The sequence below is a fragment of the Streptomyces griseus subsp. griseus genome, from assembly GCF_000720255.1.
Lineage (GTDB): Bacteria > Actinomycetota > Actinomycetes > Streptomycetales > Streptomycetaceae > Streptomyces > Streptomyces griseus_I.
Genome location: NZ_JOJE01000059.1, coordinates 1 through 15,779, shown reverse-complemented (window position 1 = coordinate 15,779; position 15,779 = coordinate 1). Strand labels below are relative to the sequence as shown.

Here is a 15,779-nt window from a genome sequence, read left to right as displayed (position 1 = left end):
GTACTCGGCCGTGAGCGGGCGAAGTCGTCAGTGGTCGTCCGGCTCGATCTCGACTGTCACCCCCACCCGCACCCCCCACCCCGCCATCACCCCCGCCTCCGCCTCCAGCACATGCCGGGCACGCAGGCGGGGCAGGCCCAGGCGGCCCGGGCGCATGGTGCGGACGGCGATGACGGTGAGGTCGCGGGAGAGGTAGGCGACGTCGATGGGGATGCGCATGCGGAAGGTGTGGACGCTGTTGGCGGGGGAGAGCAGCATCGCCCCGTCGACGGAGTCCCGGCCCAACAGCCCGCGGGTCCGCGCCCGGTACGAGGCCGCGATCTCCAGCGGGACCGACAAGCCTCCGTCGCCCGCGTCCGGGACCGTCAACGTCCCCCACCCGTCCCGCCACCGCAGCCTCACGCCCAGCCCACCCCCGACCGTCGCCGTCCGGCATCCGTACCGAACGTATCCCCGCGGCAGGGCGTGGCAACAGCTCCGGCCGCGCCGGCCACCGCTACCTTGCACCGCATGCGGAACATCATCCTCATGGCGGGGATCTCCCTCGACGGCTTCATCGAAGGCCCCGGCCGCGACATCAGCTGGCACCGCGTCGACGACGAACTGCACCAGCACATGAACGACACGTCCCGCCAGTTCGGTGCCTTCCTCAGCGGTCGTGTCACCCATCAGCTGATGGCCGACTACTGGCCCACCGCCGACCAGGCCCCGGACGCCTCCGCCATCGAGGCGGAATTCGCCGAAATCTGGCGGGAGAAGCCCAAGTTCGTGTACTCGCGGACGCTCGAACACGCCGACTGGAACACCACGATCGTGCGGGACGTCGTCCCGGAGGAGGTCAGGCGGCTGAAGGAGCAGCCGAGCGGCGACCTGGCGCTCTCCGGGGCGGGGCTGGCCGCCGCGTTCCTGCGTCACGACCTGGTCGACGAGTTCCGGGTGTACGTGCATCCCGTCCTCGTCGGCGACGGCACCCGTCTTTTCCCCCACGCCTCGACGTACACCGCGCTGCGACTCGCGGAGAGCCGGACCTTCGGCAACGGTGTCGTGCTTGTGCGCTACGAGCGGCCGCCGCTGGCGAGCAGCACGGCCGAGCAATCCGGTTGACGAACAAAACAGTTGTAGATCGAGTGCGCCGTGGATAGGAAGGTCGTATGACCGAACTCGGCGCTGTGTTCCGCCCTCAACTTCCCCCCGAGCGACTGCGCGCCCTCGCCCGCCTCGCCGAAGAGACCGGCCTCGAACAGCTCTGGCTGTGGGAGGACTGCTTCCTGGAGGGCGGCATCTCCACGGCTGCCGCCGCGCTCGCCTGGACCGAGCGGCTGCACGTCGGTGTCGGTCTGCTGCCCGTGCCGCTGCGCAACGTCGCCGTCACGGCGATGGAGATCGCCGCCCTGAACCGGATGTTCCCGGGCCGCGCGACCGTCACCGTCGGGCACGGTGTGCAGGACTGGATGGGCCAGGTCGGCGCGCGGGCCGCGTCCCCGCTGACCCTGCTGCGTGAGCACCTCGTCGCCCTGCGGGCCCTGCTGGGCGGGGAGCGGGTCACCACCGAGGGGCGGTACGTGAAGCTGGACGACGTCGCCCTCGACTGGCCGCCCGCCGGGCCCGTGCCGGTGCTCGCCGGTGCCACCGGCCCCCGCACGCTGCGGCTGTCCGGCGAGGCCGCGGACGGCACCCTCCTCACCGCCGGCACCTCACCGGAGCGGCTGCGCACCGCGCTCGGGCTCATCGAGGAAGGGCGGAAGGCGGCCGGACGTACCGATCCGCACAAGGTCGTCGTCTATCTCCTCGCCGTCACCGGAGCGGACGCGACCGCCCGACTGGACGCCGAGCTCGCCGTCGAGGGCCTCACCGACGTGCCCGAAGCGGGCGTCGCCGGTGACGCGGGCGCCGTGGCGAAGGCGGTCCAGCGTCTCGCCGACGCCGGCGCCGACTCCGTCATCCTCCAGCCGACGGGCGACGAGCCCGACCCCGAGGGCTTCGTCCGGTTCGTCGCGGAGGAGGTACGCCCGCTGGTCCCCTGAGAGGCGTGAAGGGCGGCTCCGCGGGTTCAGACCCGCGGATACTCCCCCGTGGCCCCGTCGATCAGCTCCCGTGCGACGTCCATGTGGCCCGCGTGTCTCGCGGTCTCCACGAACATGTGGACGAGGACCCAGCGCAGGGTGACGGTGTGGTCGCGCCAGGACGGGCTGCCCACGGCGTCCAGGGGCAGCTCGGTGATCGTGCGGTCGGCGGCGGCGCGGGCGCGGCCGTAGAAGGCGACGATCTGTTCGGTCGTCTCGCCCTCGGCCGCGCTCATGTCCTCACCCTTGTACGGGTCGAACCAGAGCGGCTCGGCCTCGCGGCCGAAGGTCTCCACGAACCAGCCGTACTCGACGGACGCCAGATGCTTCACCAGACCGAGCAGGCTCGTCCCGGACGGTGTCATCGGGCGCCGCAGTTGTTCGTCGTCGAGCCCCTCCAGCTTCCACAGCACCGCGTCACGCACCCGGTTCAGGCTCGCGTGCAGGGTCTCCTTCTCGCCGCCCGCGTAGGGCATGCCCGTGACCTCGGAAGTCGTCGTGTCCGTATTCCTGTTGTCCGTCATGCCGCCGAAAATTAGCAGCGGGCACTGACAACGGCCTGCGACGATCTCCCCCATGACCACCACCCGACAGCACCGTACGTTCGAGGACCTCGTCGCCGAGGGCGCCGCCGTGCCCACCGAGGGCTGGGACTTCTCTTGGTTCGAGGGGCGGGCCACCGAAGCGAGGACGTCCTGGGGGTACGCGGTGTCGCTGGCCGGCCGGCTGGCCGGGGCGAGCGCCGCGCTGGACGTGCAGACCGGGGGAGGTGAGGTCCTGGACTTCGCCCTCGCCCGTGCCGGACGGGCACCCGCCCTCACCATCGCGACGGAGGGCTGGCCGCCGAACGTCGCCAAGGCCACCGCGCTGCTGCGACCGCGCGGCATCGCGGTCGTCGCCGCGCACGAGGACGCGCCGCTGCCCTTCGCGGACGGCACCTTCGACCTCGTCTCCAGCCGACACCCGGTGACGGCCCACTGGGACGAGATCGCCCGGGTCCTACGGCCCGGCGGCAGCTACTTCGCCCAGCACGTCGGGCCCAGGAGCGCCTTCGAGCTCGTCGAGTACTTCCTCGGCCCGCTGCCGGAGGCGACGAGCTCCGACCGCCACCCCGACCGCGAACGCGCCGGCGCGGAGGCCGCCGGCCTGGAGGTCGTCGACCTGCGCGCGGAGCGCCTGCGGATGGAGTTCCACGACATCGCCGCCGTCGTCCACTTCCTGCGCAAGGTGATCTGGATGGTCCCCGGCTTCACCGTCGAGGCCTACGAGCCCCAGCTCCGCAGCCTGCACGAGCGCATCGAGTCCGAGGGTCCCTTCATAGCCCACAGCACCCGCCACCTCTTCGACGCCCGCAAGCCCGACAACTGACCGCGCCACAACTGACCGCAGCCTTCACCGCCCCTCTCACGCATGCGGTCCCACCCCCACCTCACCGATCACCAACTCCGCCCGCGCCTCCAGCACCTCACCCACCCGGGCGACCCGATCGCCCAGTTCCCGCTCCTGCCGTGTCGTCAGGGGTCGTAGGGGCTCCACCGTGACGGTCGTGCGGCGGCCCTGGCGCCGTTGGTGCCAGACGCCGGCCGCCACGCCGTCGACGAGCAGCACGGGGTAGTTGCCGGCCTGCCCGCGCGCCAGCGCCCGTTGGTAGGCGGCCCCCGGGAACAGCAGCTCGCGGGGCTGCGCGGCGATGACGTACGCGTCGAAGTAGGGCAGCAGCCGCACGCCTCTTACGGGTGCGTCGGGGAAGTCCGTGTCGCCCGCGGCGACCCAGGCCGGGGCGTTTTCGAACAGCACCTCCTCGATCTCGCCGCCCTCCGCGAGCCCGGCGAACAGCCGGCCGGCCCAACCGCCGGGCGCGGCGAGCCACTTGGCGAAGTGCTGGGGCGTGGCGGGGCCGTAGGCGTGGAGGTAGCGGTGTACGAGCAGGCGCAGTGCCTCCTCGCCGGGCACCGGGTCGAAGCGGGGCGGGTGGGTGTACGTCACCTTGCGGCCGCGGTTCGGGCCGAAGCACAGCGCGCCCGCCTGTCCGGCCCGGTGTGTGACCTGCCGCCAGCGGGGCCACAGGTCCTGGAACGCGGGCATCACCCGGTCCCCGGCCCAGGGCCCGGTGCGGGCGACGACCTCGTCGTGCAGTTCGTCCAGCGTGAGGCACCGGCCCTCGAGCGCGTCACCGATCGCCGCCACCACCTGCACGGACTGCTCCTCGGTGAGCCGCACGTCGGGCGCGTGCGGGCTCGGTCCGGTCGGAACCGCGGTCAAGGCGCCGGTCCACAGGCCCAGTTCGCGAGAGGCCAGCAGATGCACGGTCCCGCGTGGTCCGTGCGTCTTCACCAGTGTGCCGTCGTCCCCCAGCGCCGCCCGTACGTCCGACCGGGTCACCCCTTCGGCCCGTACGCCCACCGACACCTCGGCGGCGGACAGTACCTGCGCGTGCGCGCCCAGCATCGCGGCGACCACGTGGGCCACGGCCGTGGGCGACCCGGCGCTCACAGGATTGGCCAGGAACTGTCGTTCGACACGTCGTGCGCTCGCCTCGGCCCAAGTGATTCTCACCGTCATGGGGGGAACGCTAGGCGGGCACTAGGTCGGAACATGTCCTACACGGGGTGTCCACATCGTTATCGCGAGCGGCTCGCTTCTGCGGACCCCTCTCGAGTAAGTTCAGACCAAGGTAATTCGCGTCAGCAAAGCTGCGCGGGCGGTACCGCGCAGAGGAGGGGGCTGCGCGGTGCTGTCACCGTCAAGCGGCCGTTCACTCCGGGTCCTCCGTAGGGGGGAACCGGGCGAGCTCGACGGTCGACACGCAAGGTCCGCCGAACCTGCGGAATCTCTCCACATCTCGCCGGAATGCCCTGAGAATCCGGTTTCTTTCGGCCATGAACACCCCCCGAAACGGTCCCGAATCCCCCGATCCATACCTTTGTGCGCGTCGCCGGGCGACTCCGGAGAGTAGTTATGGCGCGCCGATGCGCGCGACATCCCTCACGAAGGGTTATGGTGGAGTCCCCCCCCTCGGGCCGGTCCGTCTCCCCCCCACGGACCGGCCCGTTTTCTTTTCCGGAACGGGGTAACCAGGAAAAGACGGTGAGTGCGCGTCAGGCCCCGAAGCCTCGGCCGAACTCCCGCAGAGGTACGCTTCGCCCGCGGGGACCGCCACCGTACGGAGGGGCTGACAATCACGTGAACCTGCGCGACAAGCTGCGCGGCCTGCTGGTCAGGCTGTACGCACGCCGGGTGGAAGGCCACCTGGACCACGCTCAGGTGCCCAAGCACATCGGTGTCATCATGGACGGCAACCGCCGCTGGGCGAAGGCCGCGGGTTCGACCACCGTCCACGGCCACCGGGCCGGTGCCGAGAAGATCGAGGAGTTCCTCGGCTGGTGCTCCGAGACGGACGTCGAGGTCGTCACCCTCTGGCTGCTGTCGACGGACAACTTCGACCGCGCCAAGGACGAGCTGGTCCCGCTCCTCGGCATCATCGAGGACGTCGTGCGCACCCTGGCCGCCGACGGCCGCTGGCGCGTCCACCACGTCGGCACGCCGGACCTGCTGCCGTCGCAGATGCAGACGGAGCTGAAGGAGGCGGAGGAGGCCACCGCCCACATCGACGGGATACTGGTCAACGTCGCCATCGGCTACGGCGGCCGCCAAGAGATCGCGGACGCCGTCCGCTCGATGCTCCTCGACGCCCAGGACAAGGGCGTCACGATGGAGGACCTCGCCGACTCCGTCGACATCGACATGATCGGCCGCCACCTCTACACCGGCGACCAGCCCGATCCCGACCTGGTCATCCGCACCAGCGGTGAGCAGCGGCTGTCCGGGTTCATGCTGTGGCAGACGGCGCACTCCGAGTACTACTTCTGTGACGTCTTCTGGCCTGCCTTCCGCAAGGTCGACTTCCTGCGCGCGATGCGCGACTACGCGGCACGTCACCGCCGGTACGGCGGCTGACCGGGCGACTCGTTCACCCGGACGGCGTACACCCCCGATACACCCCTTAACACGGAGTTCACCGGACGGCCGTCATATGCCGTGGCATGGCGGCGCATTTTCGAGGGCATAAGGCAAGCAGGTCGACACCCGAACCACGGGTGTCGGATCTCAGCGGACGGCACGGGGCCGTCCGCCCGGGAGGCCCTTTGCACCAGCCCGATCGTGCGGTCACAGCACGGACGACAAGCCGGAGGGCCGGTCCTCGGCCCGCGCAGGGCGGCCGACGACCGGTCGGGACTTTTCCCACCCTCGAGGTCGGAATTTCTCCCACCCTCCCGGCCCAGCTCCACTCCGTCGCTCCCCGACCTCATCCGAGGGGGTACGTCCTTCCGTGGTGACCAGCGCAAAGCGCCACAAGCCAGACCGGCGCACCTATGTTCTCGACACCAGCGTCCTGCTGGCCGACCCGAACGCCCTGACCCGCTTCGAGGAGCACGAGGTCGTGCTCCCCATCGTGGTGGTCACGGAGCTGGAGGCCAAGCGGCACCATCCCGAACTCGGCTACTTCGCCCGGCAGGCGCTGCGCCTGCTCGACGACTACCGGGTCAGGTACGGCCGTCTCGACGCCCCCATCCCGATCGGGGACCTCGGCGGAACGATCCGTGTCGAGCTCAACCACTCGGACCCCAGCGTGCTGCCCAGCGGCTACCGCCTGGGGGACAACGACTCCCGCATCCTCGCGGTCGCCCGCAACCTGCAGGCCGAGGGGTTCGACGTCACTGTCGTGTCGAAGGACCTCCCGCTCAGGATCAAGGCGTCGTCGGTCGGTCTCCTCGCCGAGGAGTACCGCGCCGAGCTCGCCATCACGGACTCCTCCGGCTGGACCGGAATGTCCGAAGTGACCCTGCCCGGCGAGCAGGTGGACATCCTCTTCGAGGAAGGCCATGTGTATGTGCCCGAGGTCTCCGACCTCCCCGTGCACACCGGTCTGACCATCCAGTCGGAGCGCGGCAAGGCGCTCGGCCGGGTCACGCCCGAGGGCAACATCCGTCTGGTGCGCGGCGACCGGGAGGCGTTCGGCATCAAGGGCAGGAGCGCGGAGCAGCGCATCGCGCTCGATGTGCTGCTCGATCCGGACGTCGGGATCGTGTCCATGGGTGGCCGGGCCGGCACCGGCAAGTCGGCGCTGGCTCTGTGCGCGGGTCTGGAGGCGGTCCTGGAGCGCCGCCAGCACCAGAAGGTGATGGTCTTCCGTCCGCTGTACGCGGTCGGCGGTCAGGAACTGGGCTATCTGCCCGGCTCCGAGGCCGAGAAGATGAGCCCCTGGGCGCAGGCGGTGTTCGACACGCTGTCAGCGGTCACCAGCCGCGAGGTCATCGAGGAGGTCACCGCGCGCGGGATGCTGGAGGTGCTGCCGCTCACCCACATCCGCGGCCGCTCCCTCCATGACGCGTTCGTGATCGTCGACGAGGCGCAGTCGCTGGAGCGGAACGTCCTTCTGACCGTTCTGTCCCGGATCGGCGCCAATTCGCGGGTCGTTCTGACCCACGATGTGGCGCAAAGGGACAATTTGCGGGTCGGCCGGTACGACGGTGTCGTCGCCGTCGTCGAGAAGCTGAAGGGGCATCCGCTCTTCGCGCACGTCACCCTGACCCGGTCCGAGAGGTCCCAGATCGCTGCGCTTGTGACCGAAATGCTGGAGGATGGACAGGTCTGACCGAATGCGCCCAACGTGGTGCGGATAACGGCCAGTTGCGCCGCCCGGCAAAGGCGAAGAGCCTAGCCGGGCGGCGCTTCTGTGTCCGGTGGATCCCAGGAATGACCTGCGTCAAACGGGATGTGAGCTTTCACACGCAACTCGGAATTGCCACCCGGCGTCTGGTTACGGCAGAGTCTCGTTCCTGTCAGGCCCCGCATACGGCACACCTGTACCCCCAGCGGTACGGCAGCACACAAGCACCACCTTCAACTCCATACGTCCGTCGTATGCCGCCCGAGTACCACGCGGCGCTCCCTCGCGGGAGTTGCCCACCGGGTCCGTGCCTCCCGTGACCCCGAAGTTGGGAGGCCAGAGCCAGGGGCACGATTGCGTCCGCCAGGGTCACCGAAGCGGGCGATGCTGGAAGGAAACCGTGTGAGCCGGATCTCGGTCCGGGGATTCGCAGTGGCCTCGGCCACGGCGGTCACCGCTGTCGGAAGTGTCGTCGGTGTTGCCTCGGGCAGCACCGCAGTGCCGAACAACGACGCCGAAACGACGGCAAGCGACTCGACGCTCCTCGCTGACATCCCCGCGGGCCAGCAGGCCCAGGTGCAGACCGCCTCCCTGACGCAGCAGGCCGACTTCCAGGCCATCGCCGCGGACGAGGGTGCGAAGAAGGACGCCGAAGAACTGGCGCGCAAGGCGGCGGCAGAGACCGCCATCGCGAAGAAGGAGGCCGCCGAGAAGGCGGCGAAGGAGGCCAAGGAGCGCGCCGAGGCGAAGTCCGCGGCCAGCCGCAGCTCCGCCGGCTTCCCCATCCAGAGCTCGTACTCCATCGCGCAGATCCAGGCGATGGCACGGCAGATGGTCCCCGCCGGACAGTTCCAGTGCTTCAGCAACATCGTGAACCACGAGTCCAGCTGGAACTACCACGCGGTCAACGCCGGCTCCGGCGCCTACGGCCTCTTCCAGGCGCTGCCCGCGGGCAAGTACGCCTCCGCGGGAGCCGACTGGCAGACCAACCCGGCCACCCAGATCAAGTGGGGCCTGAACTACATGGACAGCCGGTACGGCAGCCCCTGTGAGGCCTGGTCGTTCTGGCAGGCCAACAGCTGGTACTGAGCCCCCGTGGCACCGATCGGTCCGTCCTTTCACCTGATCTCGTAGCAGTAAGGAAACCGTGTGAGCCGGATATCGGCGCGGGGATTCGCCGTGGCCTCGGCCACCGCCGTCACCACTGTGGGTGCTGTCGTGGGCGTGGCCCAGGGCAATACCGCTCAGCCCGGCAGCGATGCCGAGGCGACGGCGAGCGACTCGACACTCCTCGCGGACTTACCCGTAGGCCAGCAGGCCGAGGTGCAGACCGCCTCCCTGACCCAGCAGGCGGACGTCCAGGCCATCGCCGCGGACACCACCGCCCGGAAGTCGGCGGAGGAAGCGGCCCGCGTACAGGCGGCCAAGGACGCGGTGGCCAAGCAGAAGGCCGCCAAGGACGCCGCGGACCGTGCGAAGGCCGAGAAGGAGGCCAAGGAGCGCGCGGAGACGAAGGCGGCCAAGGCCAGCCGGGACTCGGCCCGGACCGTCGGCAGCGGCAGTTTCCCGCAGCAGTCGTCGTACAGCGTCGCCGAGGTCCAGGCCATCGCGCGCCAGATCGTGCCGAGCGGTCAGTTCCAGTGCTTCAGCAACATCGTGAACCACGAGTCCACGTGGAACTACCAGGCCGTCAATCCCTCCTCCGGCGCCTACGGTCTCGTCCAGGCGCTGCCCGCCGGGAAGATGGCGTCGGCCGGTGCCGACTGGCGCACCAACCCGGCCACCCAGATCAAGTGGGGCCTGAACTACATGAACGAGCGCTACGGCAGCCCGTGTGACGCCTGGGGCTACTGGCAGGCCAACGGCAACTACTGAGCCCGCGCCACCACGGCCGCTCAACCCCGCACAGCCCCTCCCCGTCTTAGGGGGAGGGGCTTTCGCCCTGTACGGTCGGATACACGCGACTCCAGGGGCGAGTGGTGTGGAGAGACGGGGGAAGAGGACCGATCATGTCGCGAGTGCCAGGGTGGCTCGGTCGGCTGGGTACCGGTCTGACCGAGATGGGGGAGCGGCTCGACGAGCGCCGCGCCGAGGCCGCGCGCGAAGACGTCGAGCCCGAACCGGCACCGCCCGCCGCCGTCACGCCCGCCGAACCCCTTCCGCCGCCCGGCCCGCGCCCTGATCCCGCGCACGCCGTGCCATGGGGGGTCCGGGTCGCCGCCGAGGCGGGCTGGCGCCTGCTGGTGCTCGCCGGGACCGTCTGGGTCCTGATGAAGGTCATCAGCGCCGTGCAGCTGGTCGTCCTGGCCTTCGTCGTCGCGCTGTTGCTCACCGCGCTGCTGGAACCCACCGTCGCCCGGCTCAAGCGCGTCGGCGTGCCCCAGGGACCCGCGACCGCGCTGACGGCGATTCTCGGATTCGTCGTCATCGGCCTGATGGGCTGGTTCGTGACCTGGCAGGTCATGGAGAACATCGACAACCTCTCCGACCAGGTCCAGGACGGCATCGACGATCTGCGCCGCTGGCTGCTCAACAGCCCCTTCCACGTCACCGACAAGCAGATCAACGGCATCGCCAAGAACCTGCGCGAAGCGGTCGGCGCCAACACCGACTCGATCACCTCGGCGGGCCTGGAGGGCGTCACCGTCGTCGTGGAGGCCCTCACCGGCATCCTGCTCTCCTTCTTCTCCACCCTCTTCCTGCTCTACGACGGCAAGCGCATCTGGGAGTGGACGCTCAAGCTGGTCCCCACGGCGGCCCGGCCGGGTGTGGCGGGCGCGGGGCCGCGGGCCTGGGCGACGCTCACGGCGTATGTGCGCGGCACGGTGATCGTGGCGTTGATCGACGCCATCTTCATCGGCCTCGGCATCTACTTCCTCGACGTGCCGATGGCCGTCCCGCTCGCCGTCTTCATCTTCCTGTTCTCCTTCATCCCGCTGGTCGGCGCGGTGGCGTCCGGGGCGCTGGCGGTGGTCGTCGCGCTGGTCACGCAGGGCGTGTTCACCGCGGTGATGACCCTGGCGGTGGTGCTGGCGGTGCAGCAGATCGAGGGGCACATCCTCCAGCCGTTCATCCTCGGCCGCGCGGTGCGGGTCCATCCGCTCGCGGTGGTCCTGTCGGTCGCGGCGGGAGGCATGGTGGCCGGTATCGGCGGCGCGATCGTCGCCGTACCCCTGGTGGCCGTGTCCAACACGGTGGTGAGCTATCTGCACGCCTACTCGAGGGAGCCGGCGCTGCTCCAGACCCCGCAGCCGAGAGGGGCGACGGCGGCGGACGTGGCACCGGTGACGGCGCCGGCGGCGCCCGCCGAGGACGCGGCGCCGGTAGAGGACGCGGTCACCGACGCGGAAGGCCCCGCCCACCAGGGGTGAGCGGGGCCCGGGGCCGAACGGGCGGCTACTCGGGGAGGATCGCCTCCGCGTCGAGGGTCACGCCGACCGCCTGGATCACCGAGGCGATCTTGAACGCCTCCTGGATGACCTCGCGGTCGACGCCCGCCTTGCGGAGCACCTGCTCGTGCGAGTCGAGGCACATCCCGCAGCCGTTGATGGCGGAGACCGCGAACGACCACAGCTCGAAGTCGACCTTGTCGACGCCCGGGTTGCCGATGACGTTCATCCGCAGACCGGCGCGCAGGTTGCCGTACTCGTGGTCGGACAGCAGGTGCCGTGTGCGGTAGAAGACGTTGTTCATCGCCATCACGGCGGCCGCGGACTTGGCCGCGTTGTACGCCTCCGGCGAGAGGTTCGCCTTCGCCTCCGGCGCCAGCTCGCGCAGCACGATCGGCGAGCGCGAGGCGATCGCGGTCGCCAGCACCGTGCCCCACAGCTGCTGGGCCGGCAAATCCGAATTGCCGATGACCGAGCCCAGGTTGAGCTTCAGGTCCTTGGCGTAGTCCGGTATCGCGGACTTCAGGGCATCCAGCGACATGTCAGATCACTCCCCGGCCAGCAGCTTGACCGGGTCCAGCGTCTCGTCGCCCTTGCTCCAGTTGCACGGGCAGAGCTCGTCGGTCTGGAGGGCGTCCAGAACCCGCAGGACCTCCTTGGGGTTACGGCCGACGGAGCCGGCGGTCACCATGGAGAACTGGATCTCGTTGTTCTGGTCGACGACGAAGACCGCGCGCTTGGCGAAGCCGTCCTCGTCCTCGATGCCCAGGTCGCGCATCAGCTCGTGCTTGGAGTCCGCCATCATCGGGAACGGCAGGTCACGCAGGTCCTCGTGGTCCTTGCGCCAGGCGTGGTGGACGAACTCGGAGTCGCCGGAGAAACCGAGGACCTGGGCGTCGCGGTCGGCGAACTCCTCGTTCAGCTTGCCGAAGGCGGCGATCTCGGTCGGGCACACGAAGGTGAAGTCCTTGGGCCAGGCGAAGATCACCTTCCACTTGCCTTCATAGGTCTTGTGGTTGATCTTCTCGAACTCCTGGCCCGCCTCCAGCGAGACGCAGGCGGTCAGTTCGAACTCGGGGAACTTGTCACCGACAGTGAGCACACGCTCTCCTTGCAGCAAAGAAACGCCCCAATTGCGGGCGTTTCTCATGGGTTGGACTTTGTCGATGTTGGCACAGGGAGCATTGATTAGTGAAATAGCTACACTCGGTCGAGTTGATCGGAGGGGGCTATCAGTGAGTGCCAGTGCCAAGAGGCGGCAGCCCAGTCTCGCCCAATTGCGCGCCTTCGCCGCCGTGGCCGAACACCTGCACTTCCGGGAGGCGGCGGCCGCCATCGGCATGAGCCAACCCGCCCTTTCGGGTGCCGTCGCCGCCCTGGAGGAGGTGCTCGGGGTGACCCTGCTCGAGCGTACGACCCGCAAGGTGCTGCTGTCCCCGGCGGGTGAGCGGCTCGCCGTACGGGCCAAGGCGGTGCTGGCCGAAGTCGGGGCGCTGATGGAGGAGGCCGAGGCGGTACGGGCGCCGTTCACCGGAACCCTGCGGCTCGGGGTCATCCCCACCGTGGCGCCCTACCTCCTGCCCACCGTCCTGCGCCTGATCCACGACCGCTATCCGCAACTCGACCTCCAGGTGCACGAGGAGCAGACCGCCAGCCTGGTCGACGGCCTGAACACCGGACGGCTCGACCTGCTGCTGCTCGCCGTGCCCCTCGGCGTGCCCGGTGTCGTCGAACTGCCGCTGTTCGACGAGGACTTCGTACTCGTCACCCCCCTCGACCACTGGCTCGGCGGCCGGGAGGGCATCCCGCGCGAGGCGCTCAAGGAGCTCAACCTGCTCCTTCTCGACGAAGGGCACTGTCTGCGCGACCAGGCCCTCGACATCTGCCGGGAGGCGGGCCGCGAGGACGCCCCCGTGACCACCACCGCGGCCGGTCTCGCCACGCTCGTCCAACTCGTCGCCGGCGGCCTCGGCTGCACGCTGCTGCCGCGCACCGCCCTGGAACTGGAGACAGCCCGCAGCAGCCGGCTGCTCACCGGCTACTTCGCCGCCCCCGCCCCGACCCGCCGTATCGCCCTCGCCATGCGGACGGGGGCCGCCCGGGGCGCCGAGTACGGGGAGCTGGCGGCCGCGCTGCGCGAGGCGCTGCGGCCGTTGCCGGTACGGGTGGTGGACGGCGGGAGCTGATGCCCGGGGGGTGGACTTCGCCCACGCGCGTCGCGTGGGGAAGACGGGCGAAGGCCCCTCCCGGCGTCAGGGAAGGGGCCCACGGCTCATGTGGTGCTCAGTGGGAGTTCACTCGGTGCGCAGGCCCTCCGGCCGCATCAGCCGTACCAGCGGCGGCAGACTGAGCAGCGTCACCACCAGGACGACGGCCGCGCCGATGCCGGTCATCGACAGGACGCTCGCCCAGTCCACACTCACCGGCGTGTCGGTCAACTTCAGCAGCATCGCGCCCAGCGTCAGCCCGACCACCGAGGCCAGCGCGAGGCCGAGCCCGATCGGGACCGCCGTCTGCCAGAGCACCGAAAGGCTCAGGGTGCGGCGCCGGGTGCCGAAGGCGACCAGCGACGACAGCAGCTTGCGGCGCTCGCGCAACTGCTCCAACTGCGAGACCAGCAGGCTCGCGCCGATCAGCGCCAGCACACAGGCGGCGCCGACGAACAGGCCGGTGCGGACCTTCTCGAAGGAGTCCGCGCGCGTGCTGGACGACCACATCATCGGTTCGACGAGCGGGTCGAGCCGCTGGGCCGTGTTGCGCACGTAGTCGGGTGCGTCCTCCATCGTCCGGTCGAGAGCGAGGTAGATCTGCCCGGAGATCCCCCGTTCGGCCCCTGCGGGCACCGCCTTCGGCGTCAGCAGGAAGCCGCCGCGCTTCATCCCGGTCGGGTCGGTGATGGACCGAGCCTGCTTCACGTCCGCCGGCACCTTCCAGGCGGTCGGCTTCCCCTTGCCGTCACCGTCGATCGGGTCGAACCACAGCGTCCTGCCGGGCTTCGCCAGGCCGCGCGACTCCTCCTCGTAGTCGCCGCCCCGCATGATGAAGGCGTCACCGTCCTCGCACGAGGGCAGGGACGCCACCTCGCGCAGGGAGGCGCAGTCGGCGATGGCGACCTGGGCGTAGTTCTCCGCGTCCTTGCGCCGGTTGCCGACGGAGCCCTCGCCGAAGGCGAAGACCTTGCTCACGCCCTTCGTCGCCTCGTACGCGGCCGCGGCCTTGGCGAGCGGCATCCCGTGCGGCGTGCTCACCTGCATCTGGGCGCGGGTGAGGTCGTTCTCCGACTGCTTGGTGTACTGGCCCTCCACCCCGGAGAAGAGCATCTGCAGCGCGATGGCACCGGCCACCGCGACCGCGATGCCGTTGACCATGCGGGCGGCCGTGCCGCTGCTCAACTGAAGGCGACGGATCGCCAGCTGCCAGGCGACGCCGCCGGAGCCGAGCCGGGTGACGACCGCCTCCACGGCCCACGGAAGCAGCGCGGTCACCCCGATGAGCAGCAGCAGGACGCCACCGGTGACCTGGTACTGGTTGAACTCTCCGCGGTCCCGGCCATTGCCCATCAGTGGGTAGAGCAGTCCGAGACCGCCCAGCGGCAGCAGCAGCCGCCACCACAGCCGGCGCCGCGGGGGCTTCGCCGTACGCACCACGCCGAGCGGCTCGATCACCACGCTCCGCAGCGCGAACAGGGTGACCAGCACGGCGGCGGCCGGAACCGCCACAGCGACCAACAGGGCCAGCGTGGGCGAGGGGTTCAGATAGCTGGGGAACACGCTCGTGTCCTGAAGCTCCATGGAGCCGGCCGCCTCCCGGCCGATCAGGAAGAAGACCGTGCCCAGGACCAGGCCCACCACCGCTCCCGACAGGGCCTCGCCCGCGGCGATCCGCCGGGTCATCCGGCTGTCGGAGCCCACCAGTCTGAGGGCCGCGAGCCGCCGGTCCCGCCGCTCGCCGCCGAACCGCACGGCCGCGGCGATGAAGACGCCGACCGGCATCAGCAGCACCACGAACACGACGAGGATCAGCAGGAGAAGGACGGGATCCGTCTCGCTCTTGCTCGGATGCGGGTCGCCGAACCGGTCGATACGGGCCACCTGGTAGGTGTCGCCCGAGAGCAAGAGATCGTCGGTGCCGCGGAAGAAGGTGAGCTCCTGGGAGCCGATCAGGCCGGACTCGGCGATGGTGCCGACGATCCGCTCCGGCAACCGCTCCCGCAGAAGTTTCCCGTCGTCGGACTCCAGGAGCCGCCTGAGCGCGGGGGAGACCACCATCTCGCCCACCGCCGGGAACTTCGCGACACCCGGCGGCAGGGGCGCCCTGGGCCCCTCCGGCTGCACGTCCCGCCCGCGCACCTCCCTGTCGCGGAAGGTCGTCCCGACGTCAGCGACCAGCAGCGTGTCGTCCGCCTTCGGTATCTTCGGGTTGTTGAACGTGACGTCGGTGCGCGCCTCCTCCCGGTCGTGCCGGACGGACAGCGCGTTCGGGATCGCGGTGGTGAGCAGCAGCAGCGCCACGCCGAGGCCCACGCCGACGGCGGTGAGCAGCATCCGCGCCCACCCCTCCCGCCCGCCGGCGAAGGCGAACCTGGCCCCCATGCCCAGGTCTCTGGCCCACTGCCTCATATGGCGCGCTCCATGTCCCTGGACCTGCCGTCCCGTA

General features: G+C 70.2%; 15 protein-coding genes. 9 read left to right on the top strand and 6 right to left on the bottom strand.

The genetic code is table 11. The annotated features are described in order from the left end of the window. Positions 1–27: 27 nt before the first annotated feature. Positions 28–402 (bottom strand): DUF192 domain-containing protein, encoded by a 375-nt coding sequence (locus tag IG99_RS40325; RefSeq protein ID WP_037683391.1) that lies wholly within the window; start codon positions 400–402, stop codon positions 28–30. A 108-nt stretch (positions 403–510) separates the two neighbouring features. On the opposite strand from IG99_RS40325, the gene IG99_RS40320 reads away from it, so the two are divergent. Then, positions 511–1,104: a dihydrofolate reductase family protein gene (locus IG99_RS40320; RefSeq protein WP_037683419.1), complete on the top strand. Its 594-nt coding sequence runs from the start codon at positions 511–513 to the stop codon at positions 1,102–1,104. Positions 1,105–1,151: 47 nt separating this feature from the next. Continuing rightward, entirely contained in the window at positions 1,152–2,024 is an 873-nt protein-coding gene (locus tag IG99_RS40315; protein ID WP_037683389.1) for an LLM class flavin-dependent oxidoreductase, read from the top strand. A gap of 26 nt (positions 2,025–2,050) precedes the next feature. Here the strand turns inward: IG99_RS40315 and IG99_RS40310 are convergent, their stop codons facing one another. Next, entirely contained in the window at positions 2,051–2,587 is a 537-nt protein-coding gene (locus IG99_RS40310; RefSeq protein ID WP_037683388.1) for a DinB family protein, read from the bottom strand. A 52-nt stretch (positions 2,588–2,639) separates the two neighbouring features. Here IG99_RS40310 and IG99_RS40305 point away from each other — a divergent pair, with 52 nt between their 5' ends. Then, positions 2,640–3,431: a class I SAM-dependent methyltransferase gene (locus IG99_RS40305; protein WP_037683387.1), complete on the top strand. Its 792-nt coding sequence runs from the start codon at positions 2,640–2,642 to the stop codon at positions 3,429–3,431. 36 nt (positions 3,432–3,467) lie between these two features. Here IG99_RS40305 and IG99_RS40300 read toward each other — a convergent pair whose 3' ends face one another. Continuing rightward, positions 3,468–4,625, bottom strand: coding sequence for a winged helix DNA-binding domain-containing protein (locus IG99_RS40300; protein WP_037683386.1), 1,158 nt, complete (start codon positions 4,623–4,625; stop codon positions 3,468–3,470). A 621-nt stretch (positions 4,626–5,246) separates the two neighbouring features. Between IG99_RS40300 and IG99_RS40295 the strand changes: the two genes are divergently transcribed. The 5 genes from IG99_RS40295 (at position 5,247) to IG99_RS40275 (ending at position 11,105) form a co-directional block, all read left to right on the top strand. Further along, positions 5,247–6,020 (top strand): isoprenyl transferase, encoded by a 774-nt coding sequence (locus IG99_RS40295; RefSeq protein ID WP_037683383.1) that lies wholly within the window; start codon positions 5,247–5,249, stop codon positions 6,018–6,020. 373 nt (positions 6,021–6,393) lie between these two features. After that, on the top strand, positions 6,394–7,719 hold the full coding sequence (locus IG99_RS40290) for a PhoH family protein (protein ID WP_037683380.1): 1,326 nt from the start codon (positions 6,394–6,396) through the stop codon (positions 7,717–7,719). A 417-nt stretch (positions 7,720–8,136) separates the two neighbouring features. Further along, positions 8,137–8,823 (top strand): aggregation-promoting factor C-terminal-like domain-containing protein, encoded by a 687-nt coding sequence (locus tag IG99_RS40285; protein WP_037683378.1) that lies wholly within the window; start codon positions 8,137–8,139, stop codon positions 8,821–8,823. A gap of 60 nt (positions 8,824–8,883) precedes the next feature. Then, positions 8,884–9,609 (top strand): aggregation-promoting factor C-terminal-like domain-containing protein, encoded by a 726-nt coding sequence (locus IG99_RS40280; protein ID WP_037683376.1) that lies wholly within the window; start codon positions 8,884–8,886, stop codon positions 9,607–9,609. Between the two features lie 134 nt (positions 9,610–9,743). Beyond that, positions 9,744–11,105, top strand: coding sequence for an AI-2E family transporter (locus IG99_RS40275; protein ID WP_037683375.1), 1,362 nt, complete (start codon positions 9,744–9,746; stop codon positions 11,103–11,105). A 25-nt stretch (positions 11,106–11,130) separates the two neighbouring features. Here the strand turns inward: IG99_RS40275 and IG99_RS40270 are convergent, their stop codons facing one another. Together IG99_RS40270 and IG99_RS40265 are read right to left on the bottom strand one after the other, a co-directional pair. Then, the gene (locus tag IG99_RS40270; protein WP_037683372.1) at positions 11,131–11,664 is read right to left on the bottom strand and encodes an alkyl hydroperoxide reductase; all 534 of its coding nucleotides are present in this window, start codon (positions 11,662–11,664) and stop codon (positions 11,131–11,133) included. 6 nt (positions 11,665–11,670) lie between these two features. After that, complete coding sequence (locus IG99_RS40265; protein WP_037683370.1) at positions 11,671–12,225, bottom strand: peroxiredoxin; 555 nt, start codon at positions 12,223–12,225, stop codon at positions 11,671–11,673. A 133-nt stretch (positions 12,226–12,358) separates the two neighbouring features. On the opposite strand from IG99_RS40265, the gene IG99_RS40260 reads away from it, so the two are divergent. After that, a complete protein-coding gene (locus IG99_RS40260; protein ID WP_037683366.1) occupies positions 12,359–13,309 on the top strand; it encodes a LysR substrate-binding domain-containing protein in 951 nt (316 codons plus the stop codon). A gap of 108 nt (positions 13,310–13,417) precedes the next feature. Here the strand turns inward: IG99_RS40260 and IG99_RS40255 are convergent, their stop codons facing one another. Then, positions 13,418–15,742 carry an ABC transporter permease gene (locus IG99_RS40255; RefSeq protein WP_037683365.1) on the bottom strand — a complete coding sequence of 775 codons (2,325 nt, stop codon included), beginning with the start codon at positions 15,740–15,742 and terminating at the stop codon, positions 13,418–13,420. Positions 15,743–15,779: the final 37 nt, after the last annotated feature.